The following is a 16,389-nucleotide window of genomic DNA, read 5'->3' as shown; positions in this document are numbered from 1 at the left end:
GTGCGTTCATTGCTGACCCATCCGGTGACGGTCGGCGACCAGCTGGACATCGACGGCCAGATGATCACGGTCGAAAAGGTCATCCCGCTGGATGCCGGGTTGATCAGCTCCAGTACCCGTTTCCAGGCCGGCGATGTCCAGCTGACTCCGGCAAGTGTGCCCACGGTTGTGGTGGATCCCTCCAAACCAGTCGCCCCCACCACCGCCGAGGCCCTCCTCGCCGGCCTCGACACCGAACGGGATCTGCTGACCGGGTGGCTGTCGCTGCTGACGGGCGACGGTGACCTCCCGACCGCCTGGGGGCTTCCCTCGGTGGCCGGCGTCGTGCTGGAGGGTCCGCATGGATGCGGAAAATCCGAACTTGTCGCGGCTGCCGCCAAAGGTGCCGGATGCAGTGTGAAGTCGATCGACCTGAACCTGATTTTCAAACCAGCTCGGCTGCTGGACCTCCTCGAATCGGCAGTCAAGACGTCTCCCCCATCGACAGTTATCTACGTGGATCGGTTCGAGGCTGTCGCTGGTGAGGAAGGACTGACTCCGTTCAAAACCCAGGTGGCAGCCATCATGCGATGGTTCCTCGATGCGGTCGCCGACCGACCAACGATCGCCTGTGTGATCGGCATCACCTCCCATGCCACGGTCGAAGCCCTGCAATCGCCCCTCCTGCCGAGAACCCTCCAGGTACCTCCCCCAAACGCTCACCGCCGGACGCTTCTCTTTCAAGCTGCCCTGGCCAAAGTTCCGACCAACGACATTGACTACGCTCAACTGGCGGGGCGAAGCGCCGGCTTTTCGGGTGCGGATATTCTCGGCGCGGTGCTCCAGGCTTCAACCGAGGTTGCCCGCCTCGGCGAGCCGCTCACGACCGATCGGGTGGCAGCCGCCATCGATTCGACTACCCCGTCGCTGGGTTCGGTGGGTTCCGGGGAAGTCCCGTCCTATGGATTCGAACGGGTCGCCGGGCTCAAAGATGTGAAACAGAGGCTCACAGAGGCGGTCATCTGGCCGATGACCCAGCCCGAACGATTCGAACGCCTCGGAATCGAACCGCCCCGGGGCATCCTCCTCTACGGGCCTCCGGGAACTGGAAAGACGTTTGTCGTACGGGCCCTTGCCCACGAGGCCGGGGCAGCGTTCTTCCCGATCAAGGGCGCCGAGCTCCTTGACAAATTCGTTGGCGAGTCAGAGCGAGGGGTGCGAGAGGTATTCGCCAGAGCGCGGGCGGCCGCACCCTCGTTGATGTTCTTCGACGAGATCGACGCCCTGGCACCCGTGAGAGGCACCTCGAACTCTTCGGTGACCGATTCAGTGGTCGCGGCGTTGCTCACCGAACTCGACGGGTTTGGTGGACGGGGTGATGTTGTCGTTATCGGAGCCACCAACCGTAAGGATCTCATCGATCCGGCCCTACTGCGATCGGGTCGATTCGAGGTTCATATCGAACTCGGGCTGCCCGAACTTGAAGCACGGCGGGCGTTACTCGATATCGTCGATGTCCCCTTTAGCGAAGATGTAGACCTCGACCAGGTAGCTGCCGATACGGAAGGGTTGTCATTCGCAGATCTCACCGGCATGTTGCGCGAAGCGGCCCTCAACACGCTACGAGGCGACGACCATGCCCTAACGGTCGGTCCCGACCACATCCGTCTCGCCCTCGAGCGGTTTGCCAACCGCTAACACTGCTTGTTCGTAGCTGAAGGCTCCTTCGTAAAGCGCCTTCCCAACGACCACGGCGTCCGCACCGACGTTTCGCAGTTCGACAAGATCGGCGAGCGTTCCAACCCCTCCCGAACCGATCACCCGGCAGTCCGGTGCCCGCTGCACGGCTTCCTTCGTGAGCGCCAGATCCGGCCCGCTCATCGTGCCGTCCCTTGAGATTCCGGTGGTGAGGATCCAACCGACCCCGGCAGTGGCCACCAGGGCGATCACGTCTCCAAACGGTCGCCCCTCGTCAAGCCATCCGGCCCCGGTCGCCAATCCTGCCTTGACGTCGATCGCCGCCACGATCCGGTCGGCGCCGAAACGAGCCACCAGCATCGCCAACAACTCCGGTTCCCAAACCGCTGCCGAACCAAGGACCACCCGCGCCGCGCCGGCTTCAAGAACCCGAACAGCGGCGGCCTCGGTCCGAATCCCGCCTCCGAGCTGGAACGGGATGGCGGCCCTGGCCATCGTCTCCACCAACCCCGGCGACGGTTTCCCGGTTCGAGCGCCTTCCAGATCAACCACATGCACCAGGGTGGCACCCGCCCTGCCCCACGATCCGAGTGCCTCGACCGGGGAGTCGGAGTACGCGGTGACCGCGCCGTAGTCGCCTTTGAGGAGACGGACCACCTGACCGTCGAGGACATCAATTGCCGGAATGATCTGCATAAGAACCTCGGACTTGCCAATCTGTTTTAGTGTTGTAGCATGTTACAACACTAAGTCGATAGAGAAAACAACACTGATTATGACGACCGATGACTGGAGAACCGAACCGGTAATCGCCTTGAGCGAGGCGATCGCTTCGCTGAGCGATGCCGAGGAAGTCGCTGGCCTTCTTCGGGACCTGTGCACACGCAGGGAGATAACCGAAATGGCGAGCCGCTGGCAAATCGTACGCCTGCTTGACAGTGGAATGTCCTATCGGGACATCGCCCAACAAACCGGGGCTTCCACCGCCACCGTCACAAGGGTCAGTCAGTGGTTTCATCATGGAACGGGCGGCTACCAGCTCGCTCTCAATCGTCAACAGGAAGAATCATGACCCGCATCCTCAGACTCGCCATCCCGAACAAAGGTCGACTACGCGAGACGACCGCGTCCCTTCTATCCGATGCCGGCCTCGACTTCGAACAGTCGGATCGCACGCTCTCGGTAAGCGTCCGCAACGTAGACCTCGACCTTCTGTTCGTGAGGACGGAGGACATCGCCGAGTTGGTGGCCGACGGAACCGCCGACCTCGGAATCACCGGCCAGGACTTGCTGGCCGAGGACGGAAAGAACCTCCCGGTTCTGGCCGAGCTCGGATTCGGACATTGTCGCCTGGTTGCGGCAGTACCCAAGGCGTCGGCGGCGGAAAAGCTCGAAGACCTCAACGGATTGCGAGTGGCAACCGCCCACCCCAATGCCACCCGGCGAATCTTTGACGACCGCGGGATTGAGGCCGAAATCGTGACGCTGCGCGGATCGGTTGAGGTCGCTCCCAAGCTCGGAGTCGCCGATGCGATCGTCGACCTGGTCTCGACCGGCTCTACCATGCTCGTCAATGGCCTCCGTCAGATCGACACGATCCTGACGTCCCAAGCAGTGCTCGTCGGTTCCCCGGCCGCCCTGGCCACTCGGTCGGCCGAGACTGATACCGTCGTTACCGCACTAACCGCCGTCACACAGGGCCGGCGCAAGAGGTATCTCCTCCTCAATGCACCGGCTAGTTCGGTCAGCCGCATCCAGCAGATCATCCCCGGTCTCGGTGCGCCTACCGTTGTTCCGCTCGCAGACAACCAGATGGTGGCGGTTCACTCGGTGGTCGATGCCGGGTCCATCTGGAACCTCCTTCCCGACCTGAAGGCTGCCGGAGCCCGCGACATCCTCGTATTACGCATCGAACAACTGATCCCCTAAGGAACCAAGACTCATGACCCGTATAGCCACCATTGAACGAACCACGCTTGAGACCAACGTGTCCGTAACCGTCAACCTCGACGGAACCGGCCGTTCGACAGTGGTCACTGGAGTCGGATTCCTTGACCATCTGCTCACGTCACTCGCCCACCACAGCCTCATCGATTTGACGGTCAGTTGTGAGGGTGACCTGCACATCGACGACCACCACACGGTCGAAGACACGATGTTGGTGCTTGGCGAAGCTCTTGGGTCCGCCCTCGGAGACCGGGCGGGTATCTCGCGCTATGGCAACGCCACCGTCCCGATGGATGAGGCTCTTGGCAGCTGTGCAATCGATGTGGGTGGACGTCCGTACGCGGTAATCGAGGCATCCCTCGTCGGACCAAGCATCGGCAACTTTACGACGCAGAACTTCGCCCATGGGCTCGAAGCGCTTACCCGCACGGGCGGATTCACGTTGCATCTCACGGCCACCGGCCGCAACGATCACCATGTCGCCGAGGCCGGCATAAAGGCCGTCGCCAGGGCGCTCCGCATGGCGATCGCTGCAGATAGTCGCCGGGTTGGCATCGCCTCCACCAAAGGCACCACGTGACGACCATTGCGGTCGTCGATCATGGCGCGGGAAATCTAGTGTCCATCGCCCAGGGCCTGGAACGAGTGGGGGCCACCGTCGTGGTGGCTACGGACCCGTCAGGACTTGCCGGCGCCGACGCCCTGGTCCTTCCCGGGGTGGGCACCACCCGGGGCGTGATGGACGGTATCGATGCCGGAGGCTTCCGCTCATCGATCGAACAATGGGACCGTCCCCTGCTCGGTATCTGCGTGGGCATGCAGGTCCTGTTTGCCTCGTCCGACGAAGACGATGCCCGATGCTTCGGGTTTCTACCCGGCACGGTCGAACTGCTCGAGGATGCCCCCCGACTACCTCACATCGGCTGGAACGATGTCACGATCACCGACGACCCCCTGTTCGCCGGTCTCGGTGCCGACCCGACCTTCTACTTCGTCCATTCCTACGCCCCCACGCCCGGCCGGTCGGCCGACGTGATCGGAACGGCCACCTATGGTCGGAGATTTACTGCCGCCGTCAGATCCGGCCAGCGAATGGGTACCCAATTCCATCCGGAGCGTTCAGGAGAGAACGGAATGCAACTCCTCGCCAACTTCGTGGCGATGGTTCCATGACACTGCGAACCCGGATCATTCCGTGCCTCGACGTCAAGAATGGCCGTGTTGTCAAAGGCGTCAACTTCGTCAATCTGACCGACGAAGGTGACCCCGTCGAGTTGGCCACCCGGTATGCCGACGAAGGCGCTGACGAGATTTGTTACCTCGACATCTCGGCCTCCCCCGAGGGACGCGGCACGCTTCTCGATGTGGTCAGAAGAACCGCCGGCAACGTGTTTGTTCCCCTTACCGTCGGTGGTGGAGTCCGCAGCATGGAAGACATGCGCGCCGTGTTGCGATCAGGTGCCGACAAAGTCGCCGTCAATACGGCGGCCGTTGAGAATCCGGATCTGCTCGATGCCTGCGCCCGCCATTTCGGCCGTCAATGCGTCGTCATCGCCATCGATACGAAGCAGCGGGACGGGTGGTTTGAGGTCGTCGTGAACGGCGGGCGCCGACCAACCGGACTTGACGCCATCGAGTGGGCCCGCCAGGCCACCAAGCGCGGAGCCGGCGAGATCCTGCTCACGTCCATGGACGCCGACGGCACCAAGGTCGGGTTTGATCTTGCCGTCACGAAGGCGATCACAGAAGCCGTCGAGGTCCCGGTAATCGCTTCGGGTGGGGCGGGAACGATCCAACACTGCATCGATGTAATCAAACTCGCCGATGCCAGCGCCATTCTGGCGGCGTCCATCTTTCACCGTCGCGAAATCGAGATCTCCGATCTGAAGGCCGGAATGGCTGCCAGCGGAATCCCCGTACGAGAGGCCTCGCAATGATCACATTCAACCCAGACGGTTTGGTTCCCGCCATCGTCCAGGATGCCGATACCGGTCAAGTTCTCATGATGGCCTGGATGAACGATGAGTCGCTTGAGGCGACCAGGACGAGCGGTCTGGTGACGTTCTGGTCACGCAGCCGCAACGAACTGTGGGAAAAGGGCGCTACGTCCGGCAACCAGTTGCAACTTGCGGGTATGAAACCCGACTGCGACGGGGACACGTTGCTGGTTCTCGCCCGACCTACCGGACCTGCGTGCCATAACGGAACCACGTCGTGCTTCGACCAATCCCCTCCCCCGGAGTTCTCTGAGTTCGGCCGTCTATGGGCGACGATCAACGCTCGGATGGGAACTCGACCGGAAGGCTCATACACCACCACCCTCGCCGACAATCACGACCTGGCGGCCCGCAAGGTTCTTGAGGAGGCAGGGGAAGTCGCCTTCGCGTCCAAGGACCTGGACGCTGGGTCGGGAGACAGGCAACGACTGATTGAAGAGATGGCCGATCTGGTCTATCACATGCTGGCGTTGGCAGCCGCCCAGGAGATCTCCGTCCATGAAATCGGCTCCGAGTTGAACCGACGCAGCTAGCCGACCAGCCCTGGCAGGATTCGCAGGAGCTCGGGTGGACCCTGCACGAGCATGGTCGTGATCACCGTCTCGGACCACCGCTCCATTTCATCACGGATCTTTTCCGGCGGTCCGACCAGCGCCACATCCTCAACCATCGCCAACGGAATCGAAGCAATAGCCTCGGCTTTGTTGCCTGCCAGGTATAGGTCCTGGATCCGGTGGGCTTCCGCTTCGTAGCCCATCCGGGCGATGACGTCGAAATGAAAGTTGGCACCTTTGGCACCCATGCCACCGACATAGAGGGCCAGCATCGGGCGGATGACATCAGCGGCCTGCTCAGGGTCAGGATTCACGATCACCGGAACCGGGCAGGCGACCTCGAAGTCATCGAAGTCGCGCCGGGCGCCGTCTCTGGCGAATCCCTCGGCGAGTGCTTCCCGGTAAAACGCATCTGAACGAGGCGAAAACCAGAACGGGAACCATCCGTCGGCGATTTCGGCGGCCAGCGCGACGTTCTTGGGGCCTTCCGCTCCCAGGTAGATCGGGATGTCGGGTCGTCGGGGATGAATCGTCGCTTTGAGCGCCTTCCCGAGACCGGTTCCCCCATCGTATGGCAATTCGTAGTGCTCACCGTGGAATTCGACCGGTTCATCGCGGGCGATGACTCGCCGGACGATCTCGACATACTCCCGGGTTCTGGCGAGCGGTTTGGGATACGGTTGCCCGTACCATCCTTCCACTACCTGGGGCCCTGACACGCCTAGTCCCAGCACAAATCTTCCTTCAGAAAGATGATCCATGGTCATCGCCGCCATGGCGGTGGCGGTCGGGGTCCTGGCAGCCATCTGCATGATGGCCGTCCCCAGACGTAGCTGTTTGGTACGCGCACCCCACCAGGCGAGTGGGCTCAGGGCGTCGGACCCATAGGCTTCTGCTGTCCAGAGGCTCTCGTAACCTAGGTCTTCCGCCTCGGCGACTAGCTCGGCCATTCCGGCCGGCGGCTGGGCGCTCCAATAACCGGTCATCAGCCCAAGATTCATGCGTATGCCCCTCGCGGTGCTGGTCCTAGAGGGAGGCTAGCCGTGGGAGGTAGGCTCCTGAGTATGCATGACGATTTCCCATGGGGGGTCGCCACTTCCGCCTAGGTCTTGAGTCACGGAGCCGACAACCCATGTCCACCAGACGAAGGCTGACTACTCTGCGGGTTGTCTGATGTCGATCGCCACCACGCGTATGCCAGGTCTTACAAACGAGCAAGTCGCCGAGCGCATGGCCGCCGGACTCCGTAACGTCAGACCATCGGGGCCTGATCGCACGACGGGCGACATCGTCAGGGCGAACACCCTCACCCGCTTCAACCTGCTGATCACGGTTCTCGTTGTCGTCATCGTCTTCGTGGCACCGATCCAGGACGCTCTGTTCGGGCTTGTCATGGTCATCAATTCACTGATCGGAATCTTCCAAGAGCTCCGCGCCAAACTGACCCTCGACAAGTTGCGCTTGATCCAGGCTCCCCATGCCAGGGTGATCCGCAATGGAGTCGAAACCTCGGTCGCGGTAGAAGACGTGGTTCAAGACGACGAGTTGCTTGTTGGATCAGGTGATCAGATCATTGTTGACGGTGCCATCACGAACAGCCGTGGTCTCGAGATCGACGAGAGCCTCCTGACCGGAGAAGCAGATCCGGTCACCAAGCAAATCGGCGACTACGCCCGGTCGGGAAGTTTTGTGGTCGCCGGATCAGGATCCATGCGGGCCGAACACGTCGGCGTCGATTCGTTCGCCGCCCAACTGGCGGTAGAAGCTCGCAAATTCACACTCGTCAATTCAGAAATCCGATCGGCGATCGACACGTTGCTCATGATCATCGGATGGATGCTCTTCCCGATCGGCGCCATCCTCATTATCGGTCAGTTGACTCAGGGCTTCTCGGAAGCTGCGACCGGGGCGGTCGCTGGAATGGTTGCCATGATCCCCCAGGGCCTGGTGCTCCTCACCTCGGTCGCTTTTGCGGTGGCCGTCGTACGGCTCGGCCGCCATCGAGTCCTGGTGCAGGAATTGCCGGCTGTCGAGACGTTGGCACGGGTCGACGTGGTCTGTTTTGACAAGACCGGCACCTTGACCGAAGGAACCCTTCGCCTGGTCGCCACCCAGCTTATTAGCGGAGACAAAGACACCGTCCGCCAGGCACTCGGAGCGATTTCGCGGGTCGAGGAGCAACCGAATGCCACGGCCCGCCTAATGGCCGACGCGACGAAAGATCCCGGCTGGCGGATCATCGGGTCGGTACCGTTCTCGTCAGAACGTAAATGGTCCGGGGCCAGTTTTCACCAGCGCGGCACCTGGATTCTTGGAGCTCCAGACATCATCGTGCCCCAGCACACTTCGCTTGCCAAGACGGTGGCGAAACATACCAACTCGGGCCGCCGGGTTATCGCCCTCGCCTACACCGACCAGGCGCTGACCACCACCGATTTGCCATCCGATCTCGTTCCGTGGGCGTTGATCATTGTGGGCGACACCGTGCGACCTGACGCTCGAGCAGCCCTCGACTATTTCGCCGACCAAGGCGTGGCGGTCAAGATTATCTCGGGAGATGACCCCCGGACCGTGGCCAGCATCGCCAGAACGGCCGGAGTAGCCGGGTCCAATCGGGTGGTTGATGGAACCCGCCTTCCGACCGATCCCGCCCGGCTCCGTTCCATCGCCGAGCGAGGGGTCGTCTTCGGCCGAATCACCCCCCACCAGAAGAAGGCGCTGATCCTCGCCCTTCGAGCCAGCGGACACACCGTGGCGATGACCGGGGATGGCGTCAACGACGTCTTGGCCCTCAAGGAAGCCGATATCGGGGTAGCCATGGGGGGCGGGAGTGCCGCCTCGCGAGCCGTGTCCCAACTCGTGCTGCTCGACGGAACCTTCGATGCCCTGCCCCATGTCGTTGCGGAGGGCCGACGTGTCATCGGGAACATCGAACGGGTTTCGAACTTGTTCCTCACCAAGACGGTCTACGCCATGGCACTTGCGGTATCGACGTCCCTATCGCAACTCGCCTATCCGTTCCTTCCTCGCCAACTCAGCCTGGTCGGCGCTCTGACTATCGGCATCCCTGGCTTCTTCCTGGCCCTCCAACCGTCATCGAGCCTGGTCCGTCCCGGCTTTCTCCTCCGGGTGTTCCGATTTGCCATACCGACCGGATTGATCGCGGCTGCGGCCACCTACAGCGCCTACGGCCTGGCCCGCAGCCAGGGTGTCCCACTGGACGAGGCCAGGACAACCGCCACGCTTGTCCTGGTGGCCGTAAGTCTGTTTGCCCTGCTCGTCGTGAGCCGACCATTGACAACCGCCCGCCAGGTCCTCGTGATGGTGATGACCGGGCTGTTCATGATGACGATGGCGCTCGAATCTGCCCGGGTCTTCTACGAACTGCCGCTCCCAACGGCCATCGTCATCTGGGCATCGATCGGCATCGCCGCTTTTACCGGAGCGATCATGTATACCGCCTGGCAGCTTTCCGGCTGGATAGCCCAGGGTGGAGTTACCTCGTTCGTGGCCGCGGTCGTCACGGTTTTCAAGGGCGCCCGGTCTGGCGATGCCAACAACTAGATACGTTCGAGCCCTCCTTCTCATCGCGATGATGTCGGCTGCCTGCATTGCCGAACCGATCGAGCGCTCGCCATTGAACACATACCCACCAATCGATGGTTCGACGAACCCGTCGGTCATTCCAAACCCGACTACCAGCGTTCCACCCGAACGTGTCGAGGTGATCACGCTGGCCAGGGACCAAACCCTGGCTGGTTCAATCAGGTATGACGTCTACGGACCCGAGCAAGGTACAGAATTACCCGTTGTAGTGATCGTCCATGACCTGGATGGAGCCGAACAGGCCACCGAGCTGGGACGGGCGCTGGCCACCGAGAACATCGTGATAATCCCCCGCTACGACAGTCCGATCAGAGGAGGACGATTCCCTGATCCTCTGTCTGCCGCCAGTTGTGCACTTGCTCTGGCGTCAGACGCCGCCGCGTTCGGCGGCGATCCGGAGCAGGTCAAAGTGATCGGAGCCGGGTTCGGAGCTTTGGCTGCCTTCATCGTGCTGACCACCGACGACCTGTACCGTCCGACCAGCTGCGAATACACCGGGTCGGTGAGACCGGCACGGCTGATGGCGATCGGCGGCACCTGGAGCCCTTCCCAGCTTGCGGCTGATGCATTCGACGCCATGAATGTCTTCATGGGTGGGACTGCCGAACAAGCCCCAGCCACCTGGGAGCTACTCAACCCCGATCAGTACGTCGACAGGCCACCGTTCGAGATCACGTTGCTCCAGGGTGACAGCGACCCGAACCCGGAGGTGACCGATGGATTCGCCGCCCAACTACGCGAAGCCGGATGGCCGGTGGTCGCCGGGATCATCCGACAAAACAGCAGCCGGAGCGCGCTGACCAACGCGACAGACGAAATCGCCGGTTACCTCGACCGGCGTTAGTGGAGCTCTTCGAGTTTGTCGTTCTTGCCAATAACGATGATCCCACTGTCGGAGACCGTAAACCGTTCCCGATCAGCCTCGAGATCGACTCCAATCTTCATGCCCGCCGGCACCCACACGTTCTTGTCGATGATGGCGTTCCGCACCACCGCTCCCCGACCGACCCTGACATTCTCAAAAAGGATGGAACCTTCGATCTCCGAGAAAGAGTTGATCCGAACCAGTGGTGACAGAATGGATTGGACGACGTGCCCGCCGGAAACCACCGCACCGGACGAGACCATCGAATTAATCGCCCGGCCGCGCCGTTCGCCCTCATTGTGGATAAATTTGGCCGGAGGGTGGGTCGGCTGCCAGGTCCTGATCGGCCAGGCTTCGTTGTAGAGGTCGAAGATCGGATCGAGAGCAATCAGGTCCATCGAGGCTTCGTAGTACGAATCAATGGTTCCCACATCACGCCAATACCCCACCTCCCGGTGACTCTGACCGGGAACGAGGTTGGACGCATAGTCATAGACGTGAGCGACTCCTGCCGCGACCAGCGACGGGATGATGTTTCCGCCGAGGTCGTGCTTGGACTCTTCCTCCTCGGCATCGGCTCGGATGACCTCTTCGAGCACGTCTCTTCTGAAGATATAGCTGCCCATCGAAGCGAAAGCGAGCGAAGGATCATCCGGAATCGTTGGCGGAACGGCGGGCTTCTCGACGAAGGCCTTGATGCGGCCGGTGCTGTCGGCGTCGATGACACCGAAATCTGTGGCATCTTTGACGGGAACCCGGATTCCGGCCACGGTGACCCCGGCTCCTGATGCAATGTGGGCATCGAGCATCTGCCTTGGATCCATCCGGTAAATGTGATCGGCACCGAAGACGATGACATGGTCAGGGCGCTCGTCGTCAAGGATGTTGAGGTTCTGAAAAATCGCATCTGCCGACCCGGAATACCAATGGGGACCCCGCCGCATCTGAGCCGGAACTGCGGTGACATAATTACCAAGGATCGGCGAAAGACGCCAGGCCTGGCTCAGGTGCTTGTCGAGGCTGTGACTTTTGTACTGTGTGAGAACCGCGATGTGGTGGAAGTGGGCATTGGTGAGATTCGACAGTACAAAGTCGATGAGCCGGTAATGTCCACCGAACGGGACCGCCGGTTTCGCTCGCGATCTCGTAAGGGGATGCAATCGCTTGCCTTCACCGCCGGCCAGGACCATGGTCATAATGCGTTGGCTCATGTGGTCAAACTAGTCCGGGGACGTTGCTGGTGTCAGAATGGCGCAGTGAAGTATCGCTTTTTACTGATTCTCCTCGTGGTTCTCGCCACCTGCGCGCCACCCCCAAGCCCGGCCTCGTCGGTTGCCATCCCCGAGGTAACCGCCGCCGAATTCCTTGAAACCCTCAAAACCAACGACCTGCCCATCGTTGTCAATGTGTGGGCCTCGTGGTGTCTTCCCTGCCGGGCGGAGGCTCCCCTCCTACGAGAGGCCGCCCTCCAATACGCCGGCGCCGTCACCTTTCTCGGGGTTGACGTTCAGGATCGACCAGAAGATGCAGCCGCCTTCATTGCCGAGTTCCGGTTGGATTTTGACCATGTTGCCGACCCGAACCGCTCCATCCCGGCCACCCTGGGAGGGGTCGGCGTTCCCATCACCTACTTCGTTGCTCGGGGTGGGGAGATCATCTCGACGCACCTGGGAATCATCGACGAACGAACACTCGTATCCGGCATCGATGATCTTATCCGGCAACCCTGATGGAATTCACCCTGCTGTGGGCCGTCTTTCTCGGCGCCGGGGCAATGTGGGCGACGGATCGCTTCCTGAACCGCCGGCAGCGCCGATTCGACGATCTCCTCGGCGCAACCTTGATGGGTCTGCTCGTGGGGCGATTGGCCGCCATGGTGGCAGGTGGCTCCTACCCCTGGTCGCACCCTGGACTCATTCTCCTTGTCCGGGCCGGCGTCCACCCTGGCTGGGCATCGATCGGGGCTCTCGGATCACTGGCGTGGCGTTTCCGATCCACCTCGCTGCCGATTTCGCTCGCCCCGATGGCCGTACCTGCCCTGGTGGGACTGAGCGGCTGGGAACTTGGCTGCGTGTTCCGATCTGCCTGTGGCGGGGTTACCGCCGGATCGTGGGAAGTTCCGATCGGCGAGATAGCCGGACTTGCCTTCGGACTGGCGGCGCTGATCGTGTATCGGCTGCCGCTTGGTACCAAAGCGGCAGCCGCCATTGCAGCGGCCGGACTTGTGCGGGCCGCTGCGGATCCGTTTCGCAGTGCCCTGAACCACTCGGTCATCTGGTGGTATCTGGCGGCCGTGGTGGTAGGGGTTGCCCTTGCAATTACCTGGACAAGCCCGGCCGTCGGAACGAATCCCGAGTAGAGTTCGCCCACCAAGACCAAGAGGTTCGATGCCCGCCAATGAAATCTATGAACTGCTCAATGCCATAACCCCGTCGATCCAGATCCTGATGGACGAGCACCGTGAGCGACGTGAACACTGGTACGCCCACGAACTCGTCCCCTGGGAGTTGGGGCGCAACTTCAAAGATGAACCATGGGATGAGTCGCAGTGCACCATCTCCCCGGAAGCCCGCACGTCACTGGTATTGAACCTGCTTACCGAAGACAACCTTCCGTACTACCACAGCGAGATCGAACTGCATTCGAAGGATCACGAATTGCTCGCCGAATGGAATCGACAGTGGACCGCTGAAGAGGGCCAACACGCCATCGCCATCCGGTCCTATCTGCTTACCTCACGCAACTGCGACCCTCATGAACTCGAGGACGACCGCCTGGCCACCATGACCACAGGGTATTCGACGGGACTGCCGAATCCGGTTGCCCTCTTTGCCTACACGTCGGCCCAGGAACTCGCCACCCGGGTCTCGCATCGTAATGCCGGTCGGATAACCGACGATCCGGTCGCCTACGAGATCATGTCACGGATCGCCGTGGACGAAAACCATCATTTCATGTTCTATCGCGGGGCCGTCACGGCCATGCTGGCCGAAAATCCGTCGGTCGTACTGCCCGAGATCTACCGGGTGCTGTCCAACTTCGACATGCCAGGGGTGGGAATGCCCAAATACATGCGCCGCGCCCTGCAAATGGCCAAAGCGGGCGTCTACAACATGCGCATCCACCACGACCGGGTTCTGGTCCCCCTCATTCGCGATTGGAAGATCGAGTCCATGGAAGGGCTGACCACCAAAGCCCAGGAGTTCCAGGAAAAGATCATGGGCATTCCGGCCCTCGCCAATCGGCAGGCCGAGACCTTCGAGAGAAGGTACGGTCTAGCCACTTGACGGCCTAGCTGGTGGCGCTTTCGATCGGCGTGGCGGGTAGCTCAAACCTCACAACTCCGCCGGGACCCTGCCCAATCCCGATCGTGCCATGGTGAGCATCGATCACAGACCTGGCGATCGCCAGACCGAGCCCGGAGCCCGAAGCGCTGCGAGATGGGTCGTTGGTCGTAAAACGATCAAAAGCCACCAGTTCAAAATCCGGATCAAAACCGGGTCCTTGATCAGCCACTTCGACGATTCCACCAAGTCCGCCGACCGAGACCCGCACCAGAACCGCCGACCCGGCCGGCGCATACCGAATCGCGTTGTCGACCAGGTTCCGGATCAGCCGTCCAACTGCACTCGGATCGGCTACCACGATCACCCGGTCTGGCGCCAGCACCGTCAATTCGACCCGATTGGCCTGCGCGACAGTCACCAGACTGTCGACCGTTTCGTCGGCGAGTTCGGCAAGGTCGATGGCAACCGGAACGATCCCACCGGCTTCGACCCGTCCCAGAATCGACAGGTCATCTACCAAACGCTCCAAAGTTCCCAAGTTGCCAACCAGCCGATGCAACATGACAGCCTCGTCGACGACCAGACCATCCTGGAGGGCTTCAAGACCTGCTCGAAGACTCGAAAGTGGCGTTCGTAGATCATGGCCAACTGCGGCCAGGAAGTCGCGACGCCCTTGCTCATCACGATCCCGTTGACGTTTGGCCGAGTCGAGCTGGGCCACCATCTCGTCGACGGCTCGCGCCGTTGTCCCGATCTCGTCGGGACGATACACCCGGGTTCGAACCGACGTGTCGCCGGCCGCCACAAGTTCGGCGGTCCTGGCGATTTGGGCCAGATCGTCGGTTACCGAACCGGCCACGTTCAGGGCGAGCGTCAATCCGAGCGCCACTCCCAGCCCCAACTCGACGAACATGAGCCGCAGGTCGTGGGCGGTTAGAAACATGGGCGAAGCCATCACAGAGCCGAGGGCGGCCACGAGCACCGCTGACACCGCAATTATCTGAATCGTAAGCGTGATCGACGTGAGACGGTTGGCGAACTTTCTCAGAATCCAGCCGACTGCGACCGTCACGACGGTCACGGCCCCGAAGATTCCATATAGGGCCAACCGCTCCGGAGCGGTCGGCTGCATGGCAGCTTCGCTTAACGCCACCCAGACCGTGGCGAGGGCAACAACAATGATGACGAGCCGCTTCATCCCTCGAACCTATACCCGACCCCGCGCACGGTAACCAAACGGTCAGGACGTTCCGGATCTTGCTCGATCTTGTGGCGGATGCGGCGGACGTGGACAGTGACCGTTGAAGTGTCCTGCCACTCCGACGACGAGTGCCAAACGTGGTCGAGGAGTTGGGAACGCGAGAAGACTTGCCGCGGCGAGGACGCCAGGAAGACCAACAGATCGAATTCCCTGGCGGTCAGCGTGGCCAACTCGCCGTTGACGGTCACCTCCCGACTGACCGTGTCAATCGTAAGCCCGTCGAACTCAAGAACTTCTACCCCCGGTTCGGGTTCGACATTCACCCGCCGCAAGACCGACCGAACCCGGGCCACCAGCTCGCGGGGAGAAAACGGTTTGGAAACATAATCATCCGCGCCCAACTCAAGTCCGATGATCCGATCGGCCTCCTCGGTACGGGCAGTGAGAACGATGACCGGCACGGTGGAGTTGGTGCGTAGCTCTTTGAGGATGTTGAGTCCCCCCACCCCCGGCAGCATGAGATCCAGAATGAGCAGGTCGGGAAGACCCTTTCGCAGCTTTGCTACCGCTTCTGCGCCGGTGGCGGCGGTGTCGACAAGGAAGCCGTCTCGCTGTAAATAGGTCGTCATGACCTCGCGAATGGTGGGCTCATCGTCGACGATCATCACCCGGGTTTGCTTAATCATGACGCCATCGTACGGCAGCGCCCGAAACCCGCAACCCGTGTTCCCGGGATGTTCACCAATCCGTTATCTGCCCTTCCTCGACCAGCGGCACAGTAACCATCGACGCTTCTCTCAAGGAGGACATACTTATGAAGAGAATCACAATCCTGGCCATCGCAGTGTTGATGGCGATTACTACTGCGGCTCCGGCATTTGCCGCCAAGCCGGGAAGCGGCCCGATCACCCCCGACTTCATCTACGCCGATGGAGATCTATACGGAACGATCTTGCAAGGCTCGCTGCCATACAACGGGCACAACAAGTCATTCGACCAACTCTTCCTGGTCCCCGACCAGCAGCCGGTTGCTGAAGCGGCTCCCGGCCAGGGCTACAACGGAGGACGTTGGCTTCCAACGCCCGTCACCAAGACCATGGACTTTCCCGCCGGGCACATGATCACGTCCGCCGCAGAACTGGCTCAGGCCGAGGCCGATGGTTGGGTGATAATCGGAGACCCGATCACCGAAGCCGCCTTTCTCTGTCCGCTAATCCCCAACCACTGACCCGAACCAGCCATCGAGCAGGTACCG

The 16,389-nt window shown here is 61.4% G+C and carries 18 protein-coding genes; 13 read left to right on the top strand and 5 right to left on the bottom strand.

What is annotated here, in order from left to right; translation table 11 throughout:
- On the top strand, window positions 1–1,677 hold a 1,677-nt coding region (locus JJE47_16075; GenBank protein MBK5268937.1), incomplete at its 5' end, for an ATP-binding protein.
- On the opposite strand, the gene JJE47_16070 is transcribed toward JJE47_16075, so the two are convergent.
- Window positions 1,621–2,373 (bottom strand): 1-(5-phosphoribosyl)-5-[(5-phosphoribosylamino)methylideneamino] imidazole-4-carboxamide isomerase, encoded by a 753-nt coding sequence (locus JJE47_16070; protein MBK5268936.1) that lies wholly within the window; start codon window positions 2,371–2,373, stop codon window positions 1,621–1,623. The two genes, JJE47_16075 and JJE47_16070, sit on opposite strands and share 57 nt — an antisense overlap.
- Window positions 2,374–2,452: 79 nt before the next feature.
- Between JJE47_16070 and JJE47_16065 the strand changes: the two genes are divergently transcribed.
- The 6 genes from JJE47_16065 to JJE47_16040 are packed head-to-tail and all read left to right on the top strand — an operon-like array spanning window position 2,453 to window position 6,154.
- The gene (locus tag JJE47_16065) at window positions 2,453–2,749 is read left to right on the top strand and encodes a helix-turn-helix domain-containing protein (GenBank protein ID MBK5268935.1); all 297 of its coding nucleotides are present in this window, start codon (window positions 2,453–2,455) and stop codon (window positions 2,747–2,749) included.
- Complete coding sequence (locus tag JJE47_16060) at window positions 2,746–3,606, top strand: ATP phosphoribosyltransferase (GenBank protein MBK5268934.1); 861 nt, start codon at window positions 2,746–2,748, stop codon at window positions 3,604–3,606. Before JJE47_16065 ends, JJE47_16060 begins: the two co-directional genes overlap by 4 nt.
- 13 nt (window positions 3,607–3,619) lie before the next feature.
- Window positions 3,620–4,204: an imidazoleglycerol-phosphate dehydratase HisB gene (gene hisB, locus JJE47_16055; GenBank protein ID MBK5268933.1), complete on the top strand. Its 585-nt coding sequence runs from the start codon at window positions 3,620–3,622 to the stop codon at window positions 4,202–4,204.
- The gene (hisH, locus tag JJE47_16050) at window positions 4,201–4,797 is read left to right on the top strand and encodes an imidazole glycerol phosphate synthase subunit HisH (protein ID MBK5268932.1); all 597 of its coding nucleotides are present in this window, start codon (window positions 4,201–4,203) and stop codon (window positions 4,795–4,797) included. Before hisB ends, hisH begins: the two co-directional genes overlap by 4 nt.
- Complete coding sequence (gene hisF, locus JJE47_16045) at window positions 4,794–5,561, top strand: imidazole glycerol phosphate synthase subunit HisF (protein ID MBK5268931.1); 768 nt, start codon at window positions 4,794–4,796, stop codon at window positions 5,559–5,561. The genes hisH and hisF overlap by 4 nt, the downstream gene beginning before the upstream one ends.
- Complete coding sequence (locus JJE47_16040; protein MBK5268930.1) at window positions 5,558–6,154, top strand: bifunctional phosphoribosyl-AMP cyclohydrolase/phosphoribosyl-ATP diphosphatase HisIE; 597 nt, start codon at window positions 5,558–5,560, stop codon at window positions 6,152–6,154. The genes hisF and JJE47_16040 overlap by 4 nt, the downstream gene beginning before the upstream one ends.
- On the opposite strand, the gene JJE47_16035 is transcribed toward JJE47_16040, so the two are convergent.
- Window positions 6,151–7,176: an LLM class F420-dependent oxidoreductase gene (locus JJE47_16035; GenBank protein MBK5268929.1), complete on the bottom strand. Its 1,026-nt coding sequence runs from the start codon at window positions 7,174–7,176 to the stop codon at window positions 6,151–6,153. The two genes, JJE47_16040 and JJE47_16035, sit on opposite strands and share 4 nt — an antisense overlap.
- A gap of 172 nt (window positions 7,177–7,348) precedes the next feature.
- Here JJE47_16035 and JJE47_16030 point away from each other — a divergent pair, with 172 nt between their 5' ends.
- Together JJE47_16030 and JJE47_16025 are read left to right on the top strand one after the other, a co-directional pair.
- Complete coding sequence (locus JJE47_16030) at window positions 7,349–9,739, top strand: HAD-IC family P-type ATPase (protein MBK5268928.1); 2,391 nt, start codon at window positions 7,349–7,351, stop codon at window positions 9,737–9,739.
- On the top strand, window positions 9,726–10,625 hold the full coding sequence (locus tag JJE47_16025) for a hypothetical protein (protein MBK5268927.1): 900 nt from the start codon (window positions 9,726–9,728) through the stop codon (window positions 10,623–10,625). Before JJE47_16030 ends, JJE47_16025 begins: the two co-directional genes overlap by 14 nt.
- Here JJE47_16025 and glgC read toward each other — a convergent pair.
- Window positions 10,622–11,857, bottom strand: coding sequence for a glucose-1-phosphate adenylyltransferase (glgC, locus tag JJE47_16020; protein MBK5268926.1), 1,236 nt, complete (start codon window positions 11,855–11,857; stop codon window positions 10,622–10,624). The two genes, JJE47_16025 and glgC, sit on opposite strands and share 4 nt — an antisense overlap.
- Window positions 11,858–11,902: 45 nt before the next feature.
- On the opposite strand from glgC, the gene JJE47_16015 reads away from it, so the two are divergent.
- The 3 genes from JJE47_16015 to JJE47_16005 are packed head-to-tail and all read left to right on the top strand — an operon-like array spanning window position 11,903 to window position 13,933.
- Window positions 11,903–12,376 (top strand): redoxin domain-containing protein, encoded by a 474-nt coding sequence (locus tag JJE47_16015; GenBank protein MBK5268925.1) that lies wholly within the window; start codon window positions 11,903–11,905, stop codon window positions 12,374–12,376.
- Complete coding sequence (locus tag JJE47_16010) at window positions 12,376–13,005, top strand: hypothetical protein (GenBank protein MBK5268924.1); 630 nt, start codon at window positions 12,376–12,378, stop codon at window positions 13,003–13,005. The genes JJE47_16015 and JJE47_16010 overlap by 1 nt, the downstream gene beginning before the upstream one ends.
- A 28-nt stretch (window positions 13,006–13,033) precedes the next feature.
- Window positions 13,034–13,933, top strand: coding sequence for an acyl-ACP desaturase (locus JJE47_16005; GenBank protein ID MBK5268923.1), 900 nt, complete (start codon window positions 13,034–13,036; stop codon window positions 13,931–13,933).
- Between the two features lie 4 nt (window positions 13,934–13,937).
- Here the strand turns inward: JJE47_16005 and JJE47_16000 are convergent, their stop codons facing one another.
- Both JJE47_16000 and JJE47_15995 read right to left on the bottom strand, forming a co-directional pair.
- Window positions 13,938–15,131, bottom strand: a complete 1,194-nt coding sequence (locus JJE47_16000; protein MBK5268922.1) for a HAMP domain-containing histidine kinase — start codon at window positions 15,129–15,131, stop codon at window positions 13,938–13,940.
- Entirely contained in the window at window positions 15,128–15,820 is a 693-nt protein-coding gene (locus tag JJE47_15995) for a response regulator transcription factor (protein MBK5268921.1), read from the bottom strand. Before JJE47_15995 ends, JJE47_16000 begins: the two co-directional genes overlap by 4 nt.
- A 128-nt stretch (window positions 15,821–15,948) precedes the next feature.
- Between JJE47_15995 and JJE47_15990 the strand changes: the two genes are divergently transcribed.
- Window positions 15,949–16,362 carry a hypothetical protein gene (locus JJE47_15990; protein ID MBK5268920.1) on the top strand — a complete coding sequence of 138 codons (414 nt, stop codon included), beginning with the start codon at window positions 15,949–15,951 and terminating at the stop codon, window positions 16,360–16,362.
- The last annotated feature ends 27 nt before the right edge of the window (window positions 16,363–16,389 follow it).

The organism is Acidimicrobiia bacterium (assembly GCA_016650365.1).
GTDB lineage: Bacteria > Actinomycetota > Acidimicrobiia > Spongiisociales > JAENVV01 > JAENVV01.
Note: the sequence above shows the minus strand (reverse complement) of the source record. Positions and strands in the feature narration are given on the sequence as shown.

Bases quoted from the DNA above. Each gene is read 5' to 3' on its own strand.
- JJE47_16070 (MBK5268936.1), bottom strand. From the start codon at position 2,373: ATGCAGATCATTCCGGCAATTGATGTCCTCGACGGTCAGGTGGTCCGT.
- JJE47_16065 (MBK5268935.1), top strand. From the start codon at position 2,453: ATGACGACCGATGACTGGAGAACCGAACCGGTAATCGCCTTGAGCGAG.
- JJE47_16060 (MBK5268934.1), top strand. From the start codon at position 2,746: ATGACCCGCATCCTCAGACTCGCCATCCCGAACAAAGGTCGACTACGC.
- hisB (MBK5268933.1), top strand. From the start codon at position 3,620: ATGACCCGTATAGCCACCATTGAACGAACCACGCTTGAGACCAACGTG.
- hisF (MBK5268931.1), top strand. From the start codon at position 4,794: ATGACACTGCGAACCCGGATCATTCCGTGCCTCGACGTCAAGAATGGC.
- JJE47_16040 (MBK5268930.1), top strand. From the start codon at position 5,558: ATGATCACATTCAACCCAGACGGTTTGGTTCCCGCCATCGTCCAGGAT.
- JJE47_16035 (MBK5268929.1), bottom strand. From the start codon at position 7,176: ATGAATCTTGGGCTGATGACCGGTTATTGGAGCGCCCAGCCGCCGGCC.
- JJE47_16030 (MBK5268928.1), top strand. From the start codon at position 7,349: ATGTCGATCGCCACCACGCGTATGCCAGGTCTTACAAACGAGCAAGTC.
- JJE47_16025 (MBK5268927.1), top strand. From the start codon at position 9,726: ATGCCAACAACTAGATACGTTCGAGCCCTCCTTCTCATCGCGATGATG.
- glgC (MBK5268926.1), bottom strand. From the start codon at position 11,857: ATGAGCCAACGCATTATGACCATGGTCCTGGCCGGCGGTGAAGGCAAG.
- JJE47_16010 (MBK5268924.1), top strand. From the start codon at position 12,376: ATGGAATTCACCCTGCTGTGGGCCGTCTTTCTCGGCGCCGGGGCAATG.
- JJE47_16005 (MBK5268923.1), top strand. From the start codon at position 13,034: ATGCCCGCCAATGAAATCTATGAACTGCTCAATGCCATAACCCCGTCG.
- JJE47_16000 (MBK5268922.1), bottom strand. From the start codon at position 15,131: ATGAAGCGGCTCGTCATCATTGTTGTTGCCCTCGCCACGGTCTGGGTG.
- JJE47_15995 (MBK5268921.1), bottom strand. From the start codon at position 15,820: ATGATTAAGCAAACCCGGGTGATGATCGTCGACGATGAGCCCACCATT.
- JJE47_15990 (MBK5268920.1), top strand. From the start codon at position 15,949: ATGAAGAGAATCACAATCCTGGCCATCGCAGTGTTGATGGCGATTACT.